General features: G+C 70.5%; 17 protein-coding genes. 10 read left to right on the forward strand and 7 right to left on the reverse strand.

The window, feature by feature from the left end; all coding sequences use genetic code 11:
• Window positions 1-51: 51 nt before the first annotated feature.
• Window positions 52-261 (reverse strand): hypothetical protein, encoded by a 210-nt coding sequence (locus AB0G16_RS14660; protein WP_362804211.1) that lies wholly within the window; start codon window positions 259-261, stop codon window positions 52-54.
• 170 nt (window positions 262-431) lie between these two features.
• Between AB0G16_RS14660 and AB0G16_RS14665 the strand changes: the two genes are divergently transcribed.
• Window positions 432-1,664, forward strand: coding sequence for a serine hydrolase domain-containing protein (locus tag AB0G16_RS14665; RefSeq protein WP_362804214.1), 1,233 nt, complete (start codon window positions 432-434; stop codon window positions 1,662-1,664).
• Between the two features lie 209 nt (window positions 1,665-1,873).
• Window positions 1,874-2,350: a peroxiredoxin gene (locus AB0G16_RS14670; RefSeq protein ID WP_362804217.1), complete on the forward strand. Its 477-nt coding sequence runs from the start codon at window positions 1,874-1,876 to the stop codon at window positions 2,348-2,350.
• Between the two features lie 40 nt (window positions 2,351-2,390).
• On the opposite strand, the gene AB0G16_RS14675 is transcribed toward AB0G16_RS14670, so the two are convergent.
• Entirely contained in the window at window positions 2,391-2,948 is a 558-nt protein-coding gene (locus AB0G16_RS14675) for a GNAT family N-acetyltransferase (protein WP_362804220.1), read from the reverse strand.
• Window positions 2,949-3,139: 191 nt separating this feature from the next.
• Window positions 3,140-3,625 carry a GntR family transcriptional regulator gene (locus AB0G16_RS14680; protein ID WP_362804223.1) on the reverse strand — a complete coding sequence of 162 codons (486 nt, stop codon included), beginning with the start codon at window positions 3,623-3,625 and terminating at the stop codon, window positions 3,140-3,142.
• Between the two features lie 107 nt (window positions 3,626-3,732).
• Between AB0G16_RS14680 and AB0G16_RS14685 the strand changes: the two genes are divergently transcribed.
• Window positions 3,733-4,056, forward strand: a complete 324-nt coding sequence (locus AB0G16_RS14685; protein ID WP_362804225.1) for a hypothetical protein — start codon at window positions 3,733-3,735, stop codon at window positions 4,054-4,056.
• A gap of 232 nt (window positions 4,057-4,288) precedes the next feature.
• Here AB0G16_RS14685 and radC read toward each other — a convergent pair whose 3' ends face one another.
• Window positions 4,289-4,945 carry a DNA repair protein RadC gene (gene radC / locus AB0G16_RS14690; RefSeq protein ID WP_362804228.1) on the reverse strand — a complete coding sequence of 219 codons (657 nt, stop codon included), beginning with the start codon at window positions 4,943-4,945 and terminating at the stop codon, window positions 4,289-4,291.
• 263 nt (window positions 4,946-5,208) lie between these two features.
• A complete protein-coding gene (locus AB0G16_RS14695; protein WP_362804232.1) occupies window positions 5,209-5,931 on the reverse strand; it encodes a GntR family transcriptional regulator in 723 nt (240 codons plus the stop codon).
• 465 nt (window positions 5,932-6,396) lie between these two features.
• Between AB0G16_RS14695 and dapA the strand changes: the two genes are divergently transcribed.
• The gene (gene dapA, locus AB0G16_RS14700; protein ID WP_362804235.1) at window positions 6,397-7,323 is read left to right on the forward strand and encodes a 4-hydroxy-tetrahydrodipicolinate synthase; all 927 of its coding nucleotides are present in this window, start codon (window positions 6,397-6,399) and stop codon (window positions 7,321-7,323) included.
• Window positions 7,324-7,487: 164 nt separating this feature from the next.
• Complete coding sequence (locus tag AB0G16_RS14705; protein WP_362804238.1) at window positions 7,488-9,173, forward strand: ribonuclease J; 1,686 nt, start codon at window positions 7,488-7,490, stop codon at window positions 9,171-9,173.
• A gap of 175 nt (window positions 9,174-9,348) precedes the next feature.
• On the opposite strand, the gene AB0G16_RS14710 is transcribed toward AB0G16_RS14705, so the two are convergent.
• Window positions 9,349-10,128, reverse strand: coding sequence for a hypothetical protein (locus AB0G16_RS14710; protein ID WP_362804241.1), 780 nt, complete (start codon window positions 10,126-10,128; stop codon window positions 9,349-9,351).
• Between the two features lie 337 nt (window positions 10,129-10,465).
• Here AB0G16_RS14710 and kduI point away from each other — a divergent pair, with 337 nt between their 5' ends.
• The 4 genes from kduI to AB0G16_RS14730 all read left to right on the forward strand — a co-directional run bounded on the left by kduI (window position 10,466) and on the right by AB0G16_RS14730 (window position 13,261).
• On the forward strand, window positions 10,466-11,278 hold the full coding sequence (kduI, locus tag AB0G16_RS14715; protein ID WP_362804244.1) for a 5-dehydro-4-deoxy-D-glucuronate isomerase: 813 nt from the start codon (window positions 10,466-10,468) through the stop codon (window positions 11,276-11,278).
• The gene (locus tag AB0G16_RS14720; protein ID WP_362804247.1) at window positions 11,278-12,015 is read left to right on the forward strand and encodes an SDR family oxidoreductase; all 738 of its coding nucleotides are present in this window, start codon (window positions 11,278-11,280) and stop codon (window positions 12,013-12,015) included. The genes kduI and AB0G16_RS14720 overlap by 1 nt, the downstream gene beginning before the upstream one ends.
• Before the next feature lie 17 nt (window positions 12,016-12,032).
• Entirely contained in the window at window positions 12,033-12,800 is a 768-nt protein-coding gene (locus AB0G16_RS14725; RefSeq protein WP_362804250.1) for an IclR family transcriptional regulator, read from the forward strand.
• Window positions 12,801-13,075: 275 nt separating this feature from the next.
• Window positions 13,076-13,261, forward strand: coding sequence for a tautomerase family protein (locus AB0G16_RS14730; protein ID WP_362804253.1), 186 nt, complete (start codon window positions 13,076-13,078; stop codon window positions 13,259-13,261).
• Window positions 13,262-13,365: 104 nt separating this feature from the next.
• Here AB0G16_RS14730 and AB0G16_RS14735 read toward each other — a convergent pair whose 3' ends face one another.
• Window positions 13,366-14,868: a sodium:solute symporter family protein gene (locus AB0G16_RS14735; RefSeq protein WP_362804256.1), complete on the reverse strand. Its 1,503-nt coding sequence runs from the start codon at window positions 14,866-14,868 to the stop codon at window positions 13,366-13,368.
• Between the two features lie 286 nt (window positions 14,869-15,154).
• On the opposite strand from AB0G16_RS14735, the gene AB0G16_RS14740 reads away from it, so the two are divergent.
• A partial coding sequence (locus AB0G16_RS14740) for a DNA translocase FtsK 4TM domain-containing protein (protein WP_362804259.1) occupies window positions 15,155-17,117 on the forward strand: 1,963 nt, incomplete at its 3' end.

A 17,117-nucleotide genomic window follows, 5' to 3' on the forward strand; every position in this document is an offset into this window, starting at 1 on the left:
AAGCCCCGGCCTTCCCTTGGCCGAGGCTCGCTCTGTCCTGTTTCGTGCCGCCTACGAGGCCACGTTCTCCAATCGCGCGACGACCCGGGCGAGCAGGTCGCGGATCTCGATCTGCCCGGCCTTGAGCTCGGCGAGGTCCTGGGCCACACGGTTGACCTTCAACTCCATGCCGCTCTGCCCGGCCCTGATCGCTGCGACGTCGCCCTTGATCTCAGCGATGTCGGATTCGACGGTGTCGATCCGCTCCTCGATGTACGGCATGCGACCAGGATAGGACGACCCTCCAGAGGTGCGGCCGATCTGGAAGGAAGCGCCATGTCCTCTTCCGGACGGCGCCTGGGGTTTTCCGCAGGTGCGTGCTGCGGAGCCCGTCGGCGAGACGTGCGGCCCGCCCCATGGGACGGGAGGCGCGCCGTCCGTAGCGTCTTCCCATGATCTTTCATCGACGCGCGCCGCTTCCGGCGGCCGTCCTGCTCTGCGTGCTCTCCCTGCTCGTCCCGCTGTCCGCGTCCCCCGCCGCCGCCGACGACGAGGGCCGGTCGCGACACATGATCGCCTCCGAGGAGGACCCGCTGCGGCGGATGGTGGCCACCGGCGCGGCGACGGCCGCGCTGCTGCGGGTGGACGACGGCACCCGTACCCGGACGAGTGCCGCCGGGGTCCGCGACCTGAGGACGAGGCGCCCCGCCGCCGCGAACGGCCACTTCCGGATCGGCAGCGTCACCAAGACCTTCGTCGCGACCGTGGTCCTGCAACTGACCGACGAGGGCCGGTTGAGGCTCGACGACCCGGTACAGCGCCACCTGCCGGGTCTCGTGCCGAACGGTGACGCGATCACGATCCGGCACCTGCTCAACCACACCAGCGGCCTGTACGACTACATGAGCGAGGAGGGCCTCTCCACCAACCGGTGGCGGGGCGCGGACCGGTTCCGGTCCTACGGCCCCCGGGAACTGCTCAGGGTGGCCTTCGCCGAGCCGCCGTACTTCGCGACGCCCGGAAGCGCCTGGCGCTACTCCAACACCAACTACATCGTCGCCGGGATGCTGATCGAGAAGGTGACCGGCCGGCCGTACGGCAAGGAGGTGGAGCGGCGCATCCTGCGCCCGCTGAAGCTGACCCGGACCTCCGTCCCCGGCGACGCGCCCGGTCTGCCGCGGCCGCACGCGCACGGGTACGAGGCGCTGCCCCCGGCCAAGGCGTCGTCCTCGGGCGCGGCGCCTTCCCCGGCTGGGACGTCGTCCTCGGGCGGGTCGCCGTCCTCGGGCGGGTCGCCGTCCTCGGCCAGGGTGGTGGACGCCACCCGGATGAACCCGTCCCTGGACTGGGCGGCCGGGGAGATGATCTCCACGGCGAGAGACCTCGACACGTTCTTCGCGGCCCTCCTCGGCGGGAAGCTGACCGGTGCGGCGACGCTGGAGCAGATGCGCACCGTCGTCGACACCGGTGCCGGGTTCGCGTACGGCCTGGGTCTGCAGCGGTACACGCTGCCGTGCGGCAGGAACGTCTGGGGGCACAGCGGCGAGCTGATCGGCTACCTGACCTTCTCGTTCCGCGACGACGACGGGCGCGCGACGACGCTCTCCGTCAACCCGTACACGCGTCCGATCGCGACCGAGGAGATCTTCTCCATCGCCTCCGGCGTCCACTGTCCCGGCAGGTGAGGAGCGGGGCAGGCCCTCATGGCCTCACCGGTCCTCGGCCGGTTCTCGGGGGAGAGGTGACGGACATTCCATAGCGAAGAGGACGGGGGGCCCTGTTGTTCGGCCTCTCGTGGCCAGACAATATGGTGGAAAACTGACTTTCGCCCACGTCGGCCGACACGGATCCGGCGGCATGGGGGAAGCCCTCCGATGACGTAGGGAGACAGGTCGTGGGCGTGGGCCTCGCGGTGGGAGATGTGGTCGAGGACTTCGAGCTTCTCGACGAGACGGGCACGCCGAGGAGGCTCAGCGAGTTCCTCGCCAAGGGACCGGTGGTGCTCTTCTTCTACCCGGCGGCCATGACGTCCGGCTGTACGGCCGAGAGCTGCCACTTCCGCGACCTGGCGGCCGACTTCGCCGAGGTGGGCGCCACCAGGATCGGCATCAGCCGCGACACGGTCGAGCGCCAGGCGCGGTTCGCCCGCACCAACGAGCTGGGCTTCCCCCTGTTCTCCGACCCGGACGGCACCGTCGCCCGCCGGCTCGGGGCTCGCCGCACCATCGCGGTGGGCCCCTTCCTCACCCGCCGGATGACTTTCGTCATCGACGTGGACGGACGTCTCCTGGAAGTGATCCACAGCGAGACCTCCATGCAGGCGCACGCCGACCGCGCCCTGGAGGTCCTCCGCTCCCGCCCTCATCCGTGATCAAGGGGCGGCCGGCGACCAGGGGGGTGCGGTCCGCCCTCTATCCGGAGATGTTCGTCTCCGCCGTGGCCGGGCTCGTCGAGACCGGCAGCCGGTGGTGAACCTCTTCCACCGGTGGCAGAGGGGCCGGGGCGCACCGGACGCGACCGGACAGGACGAAGCCGAAACGCTCGTAGAAGCGCCCGGCCTGGGCGTTGCCGGCCGCGGCCCACAAGCCGATCTCCTCGTGGCCGTCGGCACGGAGCCGCTCCACCGCGGCCGTCATGAGCGCGCGCCCCAGACCGCGCGCCTGCGCCTCGGGCAGTACGTAGAGGGCGAAGATCTCGCCGCCGCCGATCTGCTCGTCACGGCGACGACCGAATTCGACGAACCCGGTGATCCTGTCGCCGGTCTCCCCCACCACAAGCGGCGTACGCCCCTCGGCGAGAGCGCCCGCGAGCCGTGTCTCCTTCTCCGCGACCACGTCCGGTTCGACCTTGAGCGCGTCGAGGTGGTCGTCGAGCACGATGCCGCGATAGGCGGCCTTCCACGTGGTCACCCGCACGTACTCTCTTGCCTCGACGTCATCGGGAACACTCGGGCGGATCTTGTGTGCCATGCCGATACGGTGCCTGATCGTCCGGCCGTAACGGCCGGTCGTACGAGCTCGGCCGGTCGAAGGTGGAGGTGGGCATCACCCTCGTCGTCCGGTACGGCCGCATGCCGGTCGGAGCATCTGAAACGGGGTGGCCGACTCGACCGACCGCTAGGGGTACTAGACCTATAGAGATGAGTTTGTGGGCATAGATGCTACTTCGTCGCCTCAGGCCAGTCTTCGACCGGTGACACGTACGTGCCGCGATACGACACGGTGAAGACCCAGCCCTGATCGCGCAGGAACGCCATCGCCTGGCGCACGGTCGCCTTGGCGACACCGTGTTCCTGCATGAGTTCCTTCTCGCTGGGAACCCGCCGGTTCGGGTGTAGTTCGCCCGCCTGAATCCGACGTTGTATATCGGCTGCGATCTTCTGATAAACGGGGATCTGGTCCTCTGGCCGTGGGGTCCCGGGCTCGCCGACGAAGGTCCCCTCGCCCTGAACCGTGTACGCCAGGCCTTGCTCGCGCAGTTCCCTGGCGACTCGACGTGCCGTCGTCCTGGCGATGCCGTATTCGACCTCGAGTTCTGCCTCGCTGGGCACGGCCTCGCCAAGGCCGAGGTCGCCCGCTTCGATGCGCACGCGGATCATTTCGGCGACCTGTTTGTAGACCGGGACGGGACCCTCGCGGTCGAGCATGTCCGCATCATAGACCGTAAGGTACGTATACCCACAAAGTAGACACCTGGTTAACCAATAGATAGGTGTGCTGCACCAGTAGTGAGTGGATGGACTATCGTGGCCTGGTGAGCACGTTGGGAATGGGAGTCCCTGTGGTGGCCGGGGTGCCGGGCGGGCGGCGTCACGGGCGCCATGCGGCGCCGTTGCAGGTGAGGTACGAGCCGATCGACTGGAGGCCCGAGCGGCCGAGGGCCGACCGGTTGCGGATCAGGGAGTACACCTGTGACTGCCTCCCCGTCTTCTACGAGCTCTGTCAGGCGGGCGGGCTGATGTTCGTACGGCGAACGGAACGGACGAGAAAGGGAGTGGTCGTGCACGAGTCGCCCTGGACGGTCGCCGGACGGACACAGGAGTTGTGGCTTCGGCTCCTGATGGGCGCCGCCCACTGACGATCGGGCGCCGGAAGGGAGGACGACTCCGGACCGGCGCCCACGAGAGCCCCCGACCTCCCTGATGGGGCCATGCCGTCCGGGGAGGTCGGGCGGCGGTCCCGCATCGGTCGGAGGGTCCGGTGCGGGACCGCCGGACAACGGCCCGGCAGGCGTCCCTTCCCACACTCACCTGCCGGGCTCTCTCACCGAGGAACGCCGAACCCCCTCACGGGGGAACGCCGGCTCCCCGTCACGGGGGAACGCGGCGCCAGGCGGTGTCGGTGACGACGAGGTGGTCGAGGAAGCGCAGGCCCACGGTCTCGGCGGCGTCGCGGAGGCGGGCGGTGACCGCCAGGTCGGCGGGGCTGGGGTCGAGGGAACCGCTGGGGTGGTTGTGGGCCAGGCCGAAGGAGGAGCCGCCCGAGGTGAGGACGACGCTCATGATCTCCCGGACCGGGGCCGGCGCGTGGTCGCTGCCGCCCTCGCTGACGATCGCCGTACGGGTCACCGTGCCGCTCGGGTCGCAGACCACGACGACCACGCGCTCGTGGCCGAGGCCACGCAGCAACGGGGCGACCACGGCGGCCAGGTCTCCCGAGCGGGTGACGCGGCGGCGTTCCGGCTCCGACTGCGCCTGCCGCACCAGGTGGAAGGCGGCGATGACCCGGGCGGCCTTCGCGGGGCCGATGCCCGGGACCCTCATCAGCCGGTGGGCGTCGGAGCGGGCCAGGCCGTGCAGGTCGCCGCAGTGGGCGATGAGGTCGGAGGCCAGCTCCATGGCGTTGGTGCCCCGGCTGCCGGAGCCGATCAGCAGGGCGAGCAGCTCGCGATCGGCCAGGGCGGTGGCTCCGCCGGCCAGGAGGCGCTCCCTGGGCTGGTCGCCTGGGGGCATGTCCTTGACGCGCATCGGCACCTCCGGCTCGGGAAAACCAGGTCGGTTCTACCAGGCGGCGCCGACATTCCGGCGGGGTGAGGAGCGGATCTTTCGGGAGGTGGGAGGGGTTCCGAGAAAGCCTTCACGGAGATGGGGATGGGGAGAGCTCTCGAAGGCGTGGGGGCGGAGCGGAGGGTTTTCAGGGATGCGGAGGAGGGCTGTCCAAGGGGAGCCAGGGATGCGGGGAAGGGCTCCCGAAGGGGAGTCAGGGATGCGGGGAGGCTCCCCAAGGAGGGTCAGGGGTGCAGGGGGTGGGTGTAGACCAGGCGGAAGCGGTCGCCGGGTATGACGATGTCGCTGGTCTCCACCGGGCGGTCCCCGGCCCAGTGGGTGCGCTCGACGTGCAGGACGTGGACGCCGGCCGGGAGGGCGAGGACGTCGCTCTCGGCGGGCTGCGGGACGCGGGTGTAGACCTGCTCGACGATGTCGGTGATCTTCACGCCCAGGGCGGACAGGCGGGCGATCAGGCCGCGCGGGACCTCGTCGGCGGGTTCGCCGAACTCGGCGGGCTCGTAGGAGGTGGCGAGCTGGATCGGCCTGCCGTCACCGCGGAAGACGTAGCGGGTCCGGGTCACCGACGAGGACTCGTCCAGCCGCAGGCGATGCGCGATGTCCGGGGTGGCCTCGGCCGGCTCGGTCCGCCAGTCCCAGGTGGTCCGGGTGCCCGGCAGGTGGATGTCGGCGCCGAAGGGGGTGTGGTGGTCGTGGAGACGCCAGCGGTGCAGCGGGAGCAGCACCGGCCGTTCCCGTACGTAGTGGCCCGAGCCGACGCGGCCGACGATCAGGCCCTCGGCGGCGAGCACCCGCAGCGCGTGCCGGGCGGCGGTCTCTCCCACGCCGTACTTCCTGGTCAGCTGGGCGCGGGAGGGGACAGGGGCACCGGGAGGAAGGGAGCCGTCGACGATCTGGCGCCGGATGTCGGCGACGACGCGCAGGTAGACAGGATCGGAGCTTGCCACGTGTCCATCCCTGGGTTCTGGGGTTGTCCCATCCTGTCGTATTCAAGGAGCAACGCAGGGTAATGGTAACGATTTGGAACTCCAACTTTGCGGGTCGGTCCCCAGAAGTGCCCAAAAATATCTCAGAGACCGTGTAACGCCCGCGTAAGGAGCACCGATTCAACGGTAGAGGTCGTCGATGTGTGTACCCCCGAGCACATATCGGCGGCCTCTTTTCGTGCCCGGACCCGCGCGATCCCTCTTTCCCGGCGGGTTCACGGGGGAATTCGTCCCCCCCGGGCCGTGTCCGCTCAGGCCGCATCCGGCGGGACACGGGCGGGGTGGTCACCCTGGCGCCGTATGCCCACGTGTACCGTATGCAGGGGAGCACCGAGTGAGATGTTCGCTCTTGTGCCCATCGGTGGACGGAGGCTAGGCGGGGTGGCGGGGTCCACCGTTTCAGCGTATCCGGGTAGCGTTCCGTCTATGGCAGCGCCAACTGGAACCTCCGACGCCCCCTTCGGCCGCATGCTGACCGCGATGGTCACGCCGTTCACCCACGACGGATCGGTCGACTACGACGCAGCACGGCGGCTGGCCGCCTACCTGGTGGACGAGCAGCGCAACGACGGTATCGTCGTGAGCGGTACGACGGGGGAGTCCCCGACGACCGGAGACGACGAGAAGGAGCGCCTCCTGCGCGCCGTCGTCGAGGCGGTCGGTGACCGCGCCACGATCGTCGCCGGAGCCGGGACCAACGACACCCGGCACAGTGTCGAGCTGGCCCGCACCGCCGAGCGCGCCGGTGCCCACGGCCTGCTGCTGGTGACGCCGTACTACAGCAAGCCCACCCAGGAGGGGATCTACCGCCACTTCACGACGGTGGCGGACGCCGCGGCCCTGCCGGTCATGCTGTACGACATCCCCGGGCGCAGCGGCGTGCCGATCCTGAGCGAGACGCTCACCCGGCTCGCCGAACACGAGCGGATCGTCGCGGTGAAGGACGCCAAGGGCGACCTGTACGAGGGATCGAAGGTGATGGCCTCCACCGGCCTGGCCTACTACTCCGGGGACGACGCGTTCAACCTGCCGTGGCTGTCGGTGGGGGCCGCGGGGTGCGTCAGCGTGATCGGCCACGTCGCCGGGGCGGAGATCGCCGCGATGATCGAGGCGTACCGCGCCGGGGACGTCGAGGGCGCGCTCGCGATCCATCGGCGGTTGCTCCCGGTTATCTCGGGGATCATGATGCAGGCCGGTGGCGCGATCATGGCGAAGGCGGCGCTGACCATGGTGGGGCGGCCCGCGGGGGCGGTGAGGCTTCCCCTGGTGGAGGCGACCGGCGAGCAGCTCGCCAGGCTGCGAGAGAACTTGATCGCGGGCGGTGTGAAGCCGTCCGACGAAGTTGTGACCTGAAATGAAGCAGAGCGGCCTTCATCGGCCGCATCCGGGAGGAACAAGAGTTTGCGAGAGAGAAGACACGTCGGTCCGCTGGGGGACGGGGTGCTCGGCGAGGGAGTAGTCCTGCTGCCCGCGGGGACCGTCGCCACCTGTGAGACCTCTGAGAGAGGTGTGGCCTGATGAGTCACCCGCATCCCGAGCTCGGGCCGCCGCCCGCGCTGCCCGAGGGCGCCCTGCGCATCGTCGCGCTGGGCGGTCTCGGTGAGATCGGCCGCAACATGGCCGTGTTCGAGTACGAGGGCCGCTTGCTGATCGTCGACTGCGGGGTGCTGTTCCCCGAGCCCGACCAGCCCGGCATCGACCTGATCCTGCCCGACTTCGAGTACATCCGGGGCCGCCTGGACGACATCGAGGCCGTGGTCCTGACCCACGCGCACGAGGACCACATCGGTGCCGTGCCGTACCTGCTGCGCGAGCGCCGCGACATCCCCGTCGTGGGCTCCAGGCTGACGCTGGCGCTGATCGAGGCCAAGCTCACCGAGCACCGGATCCAGCCGGCCAAGCGGGAGGTGGTGGAGGGCGAACGGCACCGGTTCGGTCCGTTCGAGTGCGAGTTCCTCGCCGTCAACCACTCCATCCCGGACGCGCTGGCCGTCGCGATCAGGACGCCCGCGGGCATCGTCCTGCACACCGGGGACTTCCGGATGGACCAGTTGCCCAGCGACGGGCGCCTGACCGACCTGGGCGGGTTCGCCCGGCTCGGTGCCGAGGGCGTCGACCTGCTGATGTCCGACTCGACCAACGCCGAGGTGCCGGGCTTCGTCACCAGCGAGCGGGAGATCGCGCCGGTCATCGACGAGGTCGTCCGCACCGCGGGCAAGCGGGTGATCGTGGCGAGTTTCGCCTCGCACATCCACCGCGTGCAGCAGGTCATCGACGCCGCCGAGAAGCACGGCCGCAAGGTCGCGCTGGTGGGCCGTTCGATGGTGCGCAACATGGGCGTCGCCCGTGACCTGGGTTACCTGAGGGTCTCGCCCGGCCTGATCGTCGACTCCAAGGAGATCGAGGGCTGGCCGCCGGAGGACGTGGTGCTGATCTGCACCGGGTCCCAGGGCGAGCCGATGGCGGCGCTGTCGAGGATGGCCAACCGCGACCACCCGATCCGGATCGCCGAGGGCGACACGGTCCTGCTGGCCTCCTCGCTGGTGCCCGGCAACGAGACCGCCGTCAACAACGTGATCAACGGGTTGTCGCGCTGGGGCGCCAGGGTGGTGCACAAGGGCAACGCCAAGGTGCACGTCTCCGGGCACGCCGCCGCGGGCGAGCTGCTGTACGTGCTCAACCTGACGCGGCCGTCCAACTTCATGCCGGTGCACGGCGAGTGGCGTCACCTGCGGGCGCACGCCAAGCTCGCCGCGCTGACCGGGGTGCCCGACGACCACATCGTGATCGCCGAGGACGGCGTCGTGGTGGACCTGGTCGACGGCCGCGCCAAGATCGTGGGCGCGGTTCCGGCCGGTTACGTCTACGTGGACGGCACCTCCGTGGGCGACGTCACCGACTTCGCGCTGAAGGACCGCCGCATCCTGGGCGAGGAGGGCTTCATCTCCGTCGTCATCGTGGTCGACACCGCCACCGGCAAGCTCGCCGGCGGGCCGGAGATCCACGCCAGGGGATCGGGCATCGACCCGAGCATGTTCGACGACATCCTGCCGCAGGTCGAGAAGGCCCTGCAGGACAACGCGGCCGACGGGGTCGTGGACATCCAGCAGGTCCGCCGGGTGGTCCGCAGGACCGTGGGGCGCTGGGTGAGCGACACCTACCGCCGCCGCCCGATGATCATCCCGGTCGTCATCGAGGTCTGACGCCTTCCCCGTACGGCGGCCGGTCCGGCCGCCGTACGGGGACGCGCGGGGTTCCCGGCGCGGGCCGTGTCACGGGCGCCGGGACGCTCGGGGCCTTCGGCCCGGGGCGTGTCGAGGACGCGCCGGAGTTCCCGGTCCGGGCCGTGTCACGGGTGCCGGGGATCGCGGGGATCCGTCAGCACAGGCCCCGGAGCGAGCAGACCTTGGCCGCCATCCTCCCCGCGTCCTTCAGTTGCCGGGTGAAGTCGGAGTCGCGCACCCGGCCGTACTCGCCCGCGAGCACGTAGATGACCAGCGCCCGGTCGCGGCGTACGACGACGGCCCGCTGCCCGCCGATGGCGGGTCGCACGCCCTTGGCGTCGTAGCTCTGGACGGAGATCCGCACGGCCCGGTCCCCGGCGCGGACCCGGTCGGCCCGGCTCTTGACGACCACGCCCTCGGAGGGGACCCGCGCGCACCTGCCGACGTGGGCCAGGATCCCTGCCATCGCCCGGCGCGCGGCGCCGGCCGAGCGGTAGATCACCAGTTGCTCGCCGGATCGGTGCTCCGGCGCCTCGTGGACGACGGTCCGCATGGCCGTCCGGCCGGTGTCGGAGGGACGGCGCGGACCGCACAGTTCGATCTCGAGGGCGCCGCGGAGCCCGTCGCGGATCGTCCACCTCTCCTCTTCGGGGTACCTCACCGGCCCGCGGGCCTTCGCCTCGTGCAGCAGGAAGTTCCTCGGGATCCGTACCGCCGCGGCGGTCCCACCGGGCAGGCTCGCCGTCGCCGTCGCCGTCGCCGTCGCCGTGGGCCCGGCGGGGCCGGCGGGGCCGGCGGGGCCGAGGGCCCGTACCGTCCCGGTGGTGCCCGCGCTCGTTCCCGTACCGGCCAGGGCGGTTCCGCCCGTGAAGAGGGCCGCCAGGGCCGTGCCCGCCGCCGCCAGGCGGACCGCCGTCCTTGTGGTGCCGGTCATGGTCGACCTTTCCTTCCGTGCCGGGGGAATGCCCATACCCGTGAGACCCGCGTTCCCCGGGAAAGGTTCTGCGAAGGGCCCCCCCTTCCCGGTGAGATCCCGGGGACATCCGGGGACATCCGGGGACATCCGGGGACATCCGGGGACTTCGCGGTGACACCCGGGGGTCGACGGTGACCTCCCGGGAGCGTCGAGGGTTCCGAGGCGGCTTCCCGGGGGCCTCCCGGCGGGTGCTTTCGCGGGAGCGCGACCCGTGCGCGGGCAGGGGTGGCGTTGTATGCTCACACTGTTCTATGTAGCAGCCTCTAATTTCATGTAATAGAACGATGGAGGGTCGATGGAGGTACGTCACGCCACGGCGCCCGACCAGATCACCGGGGCGAGCACCGACTGGCTGCGCCGCCGGTTCCTGGTGGAGCAGCTCTTCGTCCCCGGTGAGGTCCGCCTGCTCTACTCGCACGAGGACCGCATCGTGGTCGGCGGCGCCCTGCCGGAGGAAGGGCCGCTGAGACTGCACACCCCCGACCCGCTCCGGTCGGAGTACTTCCTGGAGCGCCGCGAGCTCGGCGTGGTCAACGTGGGCGGGCCGGGCACGGTGACCGTGGACGGCACCGCGTACCCGCTGGCTCCCAGGGAGTGCGTCTACGTCGGCCGGGGCGCCCGCGAGGTGAGCTTCGAGGGGGGCGTGTTCTACCTGGTCTCCACGCCCGCGCACGCGACGTTCCCCACGGTCGCCGCGACCCTGGACGACGCCGAGCCGGTGCGCCTGGGCGGCCGGGACGGCTCCAACGAGCGCACGATCTACAAGTACGTCCACGCCAAGGGCATCCGGAGCTGCCAGCTCGTGCTCGGCGTGACCGTGCTGGAGCCCGGCAGCATGTGGAACACCATGCCCTGCCACACCCACGAGCGCAGGACCGAGGTCTACCTCTACTTCGACCTGCCACCGGGCGAGCGGGTGATCCACCTGATGGGACGGCCCGACGAGACGCGCAACCTGGTGGTCGCCGACCGGCAGGCGGTCGTCTCCCCGTCCTGGTCGGTGCACTGCGGCTTCGGGACGAAGAGCTATTCGTTCGTCTGGGCCATGGGCGGGGAGAACCAGGCCTTCGAGGACATGGAGCAGGTCGAGATCGGCGAGATGCGCTGATGTTCTCACTGGAGGGCAGGACCGCGCTCGTCACCGGCGCGCGGACCGGGATCGGGCGGGCCGTCGCGGTGGGCCTGGCGGCGGCCGGGGCCGACATCGTGCTGCACGGCCGCGACGACGACCTCGACGAGGTCGAGGCCGAGGTGCGCAAGGCCGGCAGGCAGGCCTCCCGGTGGGTCCTCGACCTGTCGGACCCCGCGGCCGTCCCGGAGGCGGCCGCGCGGCTGGGCCCGATCGACGTGCTGGTGAACAACGCGGGCATCATCCGCAGGGCGCCGGCCGCCGAACACCCCTACGAGACCTTCCGGGAGGTGCTGGACGTCAACCTCGACGCGGTCTTCCTGCTCAGCCAGACCCTGGGGGCACGGATGCTCGCCCGGGGCTCCGGGAAGATCATCATGATCGCCTCCATGCTCTCCTACCAGGGAGGCGTCAACGTGGTCGGCTACACCTCGGCCAAGCACGGCGTCGCCGGGCTCACCAGGGCGCTGGCCTGCGAGTGGGCGGGCTCGGGGGTGCAGGTCAACGCGATCGCGCCCGGCTACATCAGGACCGGCAACACCGAGCGGCTCTGGGACGACCCCGCGCGCGAGGCCGAGATCAGGTCCCGCATCCCGGCCGGGCGCTGGGGCAGGCCCGAGGACCTGGTGGGCGCCGCGGTCTTCCTGGCGTCCGCCGCCTCCGACTACGTCAACGGGCACCTGCTGGCGGTCGACGGAGGCTGGTTGGCACGCTGACCAGTAGGCTCACGATCGTGGTCAGGGAAGGCAGTTCCATCGACAAGGCGCTGGCGGTGCTGGAGGCGATCGCCGAGCACCATCGCGTCACCGACATAGCCGCCGCGACGGGAGTGTCCAAGTCGACCGTCCATCGCATCCTCCAGTCGCTGGTCGAGTGGGGGTTCGCGCGGCCGGACGGTCACGGGGGTTATGAGCCGGGCCCCCGCATCCTCACCCTGGCCGGCCGGGTCATGAACCGCTTCGACCCGGCCCGCCAGGCCTCCGGCGCGCTCAACGCGCTGCACGAGCGGATCGGCTACACCACGCACTTCGCGATCCGCAGCGGGGACGAGGCGGTGTACGTCGACAAGCTGGAGGGGCGGCGGCCCTACCAGATGCCCTCGCGCGTCGGGATGAGCCTGCGGCTGCACTGCACGGCGATCGGCAAGGCGGTGCTGGCGCAGCTCGGCGCCGACGAGGTACGCGCGATCTGCGCCCGCACGGGCATGTCGGCCGCGACCGCCAAGACGCCGGCGACTCCGGAGGCCCTGCTGGCCGACCTGGAGCTGGTGCGCTCCCGCGGCTACGCCGTCGACGACGAGGAGAACCTGCCGGGCATCCTGTGCGTCGGCGCCCCGGTCTTCGACCACACCGGCCAGGTGCTCGGCGGCATCTCCATCTCGGCCCTGGCGATGGACGTGAGCATGGCCGACGTCGAGCGGTTCGCGCCCGACGTGGTCTCGGCCGCCCGCGAGGTCTCCGCGGCCCTGGGCGCCCCGGCCACGCCGGTGTTCAACGGCTGACCCGTCCGATCCGTCCCCGGGCCCCCGGGTGCCGGTCCGCCGATCGTCGGCGTCCGGCGCCCGGGGGCCCTTTTCGTGTTCCGGGCCTCCCGAGCTCCCGGCCTCGCGGGCCGGGGTCTCCGGCCTCCGGCCGTCGAGCCCCGCCCCCGGGTTCCGGACCCGGGGACCTCCGGTCTCGAGCCCCGGCCGAGGACCGTGACACGCACCCGGTTTGTTTCATGTAATGGAATGTGATGTCATGTAATGTAAAATCCTGTTGACCCTGGGAGATCGGCATGCCGAACATCACCGTGGAACTCCTGTCCGGCCGGACCCTTGACCAGCGCCGCGAGTTCGCCGCCGCCCTGACCGAGGCCGCCGTGGACATCCTGAAGGCCCGCAGGGAGGCGGTCCGCATCCTCTTCACCGAGATCGAGAAGTCCGACGTGGCCAACGCCGGTGTGCTGGAGTCCGACAAATAACTCGACGGCCCGATCCCCGGGCGGGCATTCCTGGAGTCCGCCACGCCCGGGGACCTGGCCCGGAGCCGCCGGCCGTCGGGTCCCCGACCGCCGGCGGCGGTCCGTCAGCCGGCCGCGCGGGCCCGCTCCTGCTCCGGCTCGGGGTCGGTGGACAGGGAGTCGACGAGCGCGTCGCGGTCCGGGCGGTTCTCCGGCTTGAGCAGCCCGATCACCACGTAGAGCACCAGCGAGGTCACCAGGGGCACGCCCACCACCATCGCGGTGTCCTTGGACTCCATGATCCACTTGACGTACGCCCAGACACTCAGGCCCGCGGCCCAGGAGACGATGGCGGCGGTCGGCCCGCTCCTGCGGAACCAGGGCAGCATGCCCAGCATCAGCGGGATGGAGATCGGCCCCATGGTCGCCGCGACCAGGTCGACGACGATCTTCAGCACCACGCCCTGTCCCTCGGTGAGGATCGCGATCGCCATGCTGATCAGCACGAAGGTGAACGTGGTCACCCGGGCGAAGGTCAGCTCGGCGTGCGCCGACAGCTCGCGCACCCTGCGGACCAGCACCGGGGCGATGTCCCTGGTGATGACCGAGGAGATCACGTTGGCGTCGGAGGCCACCATGGCCATGGTGTGCGAGAAGAAGCCGGCGAGCACCAGGCCGATCACGCCCTGCGGCAGCAGCGTCTGCGCCAGCCGCACGTAGGCCTCCTCGGCGTTGGCCAGGCCCGGCACGATGAGCGGGGCGGCGAACATCGGGATGAACAGGATCAGCGGCCAGACGAGCCACAGCACACTGGACAGCAGGGCCGAGCGCTTGGCGGCCGAGCCCGAGGGGGAGGCCATGTAGCGCTGGGCCAGGTTCCACATGCCGCCGTTGTACTCGAAGGTCTTGATGAAGAGCAGGGCGAGGAAGAACGTCGTGGTGTACGGCCCGGAGAACGGGTCGCCGTGGCCCGGCGGCAGTCTGTCCCACATGGTCCACAGGGTGGCGACGCCGTCCAGGTGGGCCATGATCGCGACGAACATGGCGATGCCCGCCACACCCTGGATGACGAACTGCCCGAAGTCGGTGAGCACGTCCGCCCAGAGGCCGCCGGCGGTGATGTAGACCAGCGTGACCGCCCCGGTGATCAGGATGCCCCACTGGATCGGGATGCCGGCGAACCCCTTGAGCAGGATGGCGATCGCCACCCACTTGGCCGCGATGTCCACGACCTTCAGCAGCGCGCCGCTGTAGGCCAGCACCTGCTGGGTGGGCAGGTTGTAGCGCCGGGCGAGGTACTCCAGGGGGGAGACCACGCCGTGCTTGGAGCGCAGCCGGTTCCACCGGGCCGCCCAGACGAAGGCGCCGATGCCGACGCCGACGCCGATCGTCAGCGCCCACCAGACGTACATGGCGAGCCCGTAGTTGTAGGCGACGGCCGCGAACGCCACGAACATGATCGCGCTGTAGCCCGACATGTGATGCGAGATGCCTGACAGCCACCAGGGGATACGCCCCCCGGCGGTGAAGAAGTCGACCACGTTCCTGATGCGTTTCTTCGACCACACGCCGATGGCGACCATGACAAGGAAGTACGCGCCCAGAACGGACCAGTCGAGTGCGGACATATGTCTCCTCCCAACGCCCTATTGGTGAGGAGGTTCTACTACATGAAACGTAATGTCAATACATAGAATGGAAGGCGCTTTCCGTGGGGCCTATGGGGCATTCATGGTTGTTTGTCTTATTCACGAGGTATTGACCGATCCTGTGAGGTGCGCCGGGCGGCGCGGTCGGCGGAGAACCGGACGGCCCATGGGGAACCGGTCGTTTCGCCGCCCTTCCGCGCATGTCGGCGCCCGGTCACGGCGAGTCTCCGCACGATCCGCCCTCCGGCTCGTTAGCCTCGCTACCATGGCCACCCGTACGCCCAAAGGTTCCTCAGGTAAGACCCCCGTCAAGAGGGCCTCGGGCCGGTCCGGACACTCCTCGTCCCGTACGGCGGCCTCCGCCCGCCGGGCGTCGACCACCCGGCCGAGGAGCGCGGCACCGCCCCGTACCCCCTCGCCCCAGCACGATCCGATCAGCTGGGTCCTCACCCTGATCGGCAAGCTGTTCATGGGCATCTGGATGGTGCTGGCCGGAGGCATCGGCAGCGCGGCGCGGGCGCTGGGGCAGAACGCCCGGGAGCTCGACCCCGTGCACCGCCGCGACGGGCTCGGCCTGGCCGTGTTCTCCGGTGCGATCGTGCTGGCCTCCATGACCTGGCACCTGAGCACCGGCACGGTCTCCACGGTGGTCGACGGGGTCATGCGCGGGGTCTTCGGGTCGCTGGCCTGGCTGGTCCCGATCCTGCTGATGCTGCTGGCCTGGCGGCTGCTGCGCCACCCCGACCAGAACGCCGACACCGGCCGGATGATCATCGGCTGGTCCGCGCTCATGATCGGCGTGCTCGGCATCGTGCACATCGTCCACGACACGCCGTACCCCTCGGGGGGCGGCTCGGACGGCATGGACAAGGTCTCGGCGGCCGGGGGCATGGTCGGCTTCATCATCGCGGCGCCCCCGGCGAGCATCCTGCCCGCCTTCATCACGGTCCCGCTGCTGCTGATCCTCTCCGGCTTCGGCATCCTGGTGATCACCGCCACGCCGGTGTACCGGGTCCCGGAGCGGCTGGCCGAGATCCGGCACATGCTCCTCGTCCGCGAGCTGCCCCCGACGCCGCGGGTGTCCAGGAAGCGGCCCGCCACGCGCGGGAGGGGCGCCCGGGGCGGCGAGCCCGCCGAGCCCGGCGCGTCCAGCCCAGGGGAACCCGGAGCGCCCGGGGAGGCCGGGGAGCACGTCAAGCCCTACGACACGCCCGTGATCGCCGAGACGCCGGGCAGGCCCGGCCACTCCCCGGAGATCGTGCCCGGCCTCGCCGAGGACGCCGACCCGGCGACCGCCGACCCCTCGCCGGTCAGGGTGGAGCCGCCCGAGCCGACCCCGGCGCCGCGCAAGGTCGAGCAGCTCGTGCTCTCCCCGCAGGCCGGCCCCTACACGCTGCCCGAGTCGCAGCTGCTGCGCCCGGGCACCGCGCCCAAGCCGCAGACCAAGGCCAACACCATCGTGGTCAACGCGCTGACCAGCGTGATGGAGCAGTTCGCGATCGACGCCCAGGTGATCGGTTTCACCCGGGGACCGACGGTGACGCGCTACGAGATCGAGCTCGGCCCGGCGGTCAAGGTCGAGAAGGTCACCGCGCTCACCAAGAACATCGCCTACGCCGTCAAGTCGGCCGACGTGCGCATCCTCTCCCCGATCCCCGGCAAGTCGGCGATCGGGGTGGAGATCCCCAACACCGACAAGGACCTCGTCTCGCTCGGCGACATCCTGCGCTCCCCGGTCGCCCAGGCCGACCACCACCCGATGATCGTCGGGCTCGGCAAGGACGTCGAGGGGCGCACGATAGTGGCCAACCTCGCCAAGATGCCGCACCTGCTCATCGCGGGCGCCACCGGCGCCGGTAAGTCCGTCTGCGTCAACGGCCTGATCACCTCGATCCTGATGCGCGCCACGCCCGACGAGGTGCGCATGGTCCTGGTCGACCCCAAGCGGGTCGAGCTCAGCGTGTACGAGGGCATCCCGCACCTGATCACGCCGATCATCACCAACCCCAAGAAGGCCGCCGAGGCGCTGGAGTGGGTCGTCGGCGAGATGGACCGCCGCTACGACGACCTGGCGGCCAGCGGCTTCCGGCACGTCGACGACTTCAACAAGGCGGTGCGCACCGGCAAGCTGGTGCCGCCGCCGGGCAGCGAGCGCGTCTACCAGCCCTACCCGTACCTGCTGGTCATCGTCGACGAGCTCGCCGACCTGATGATGGTCGCCCCCCGCG

Origin of the sequence: Streptosporangium sp. NPDC023615 (assembly GCF_040640155.1) — a bacterium.
Taxonomy (GTDB): domain Bacteria; phylum Actinomycetota; class Actinomycetes; order Streptosporangiales; family Streptosporangiaceae; genus Streptosporangium.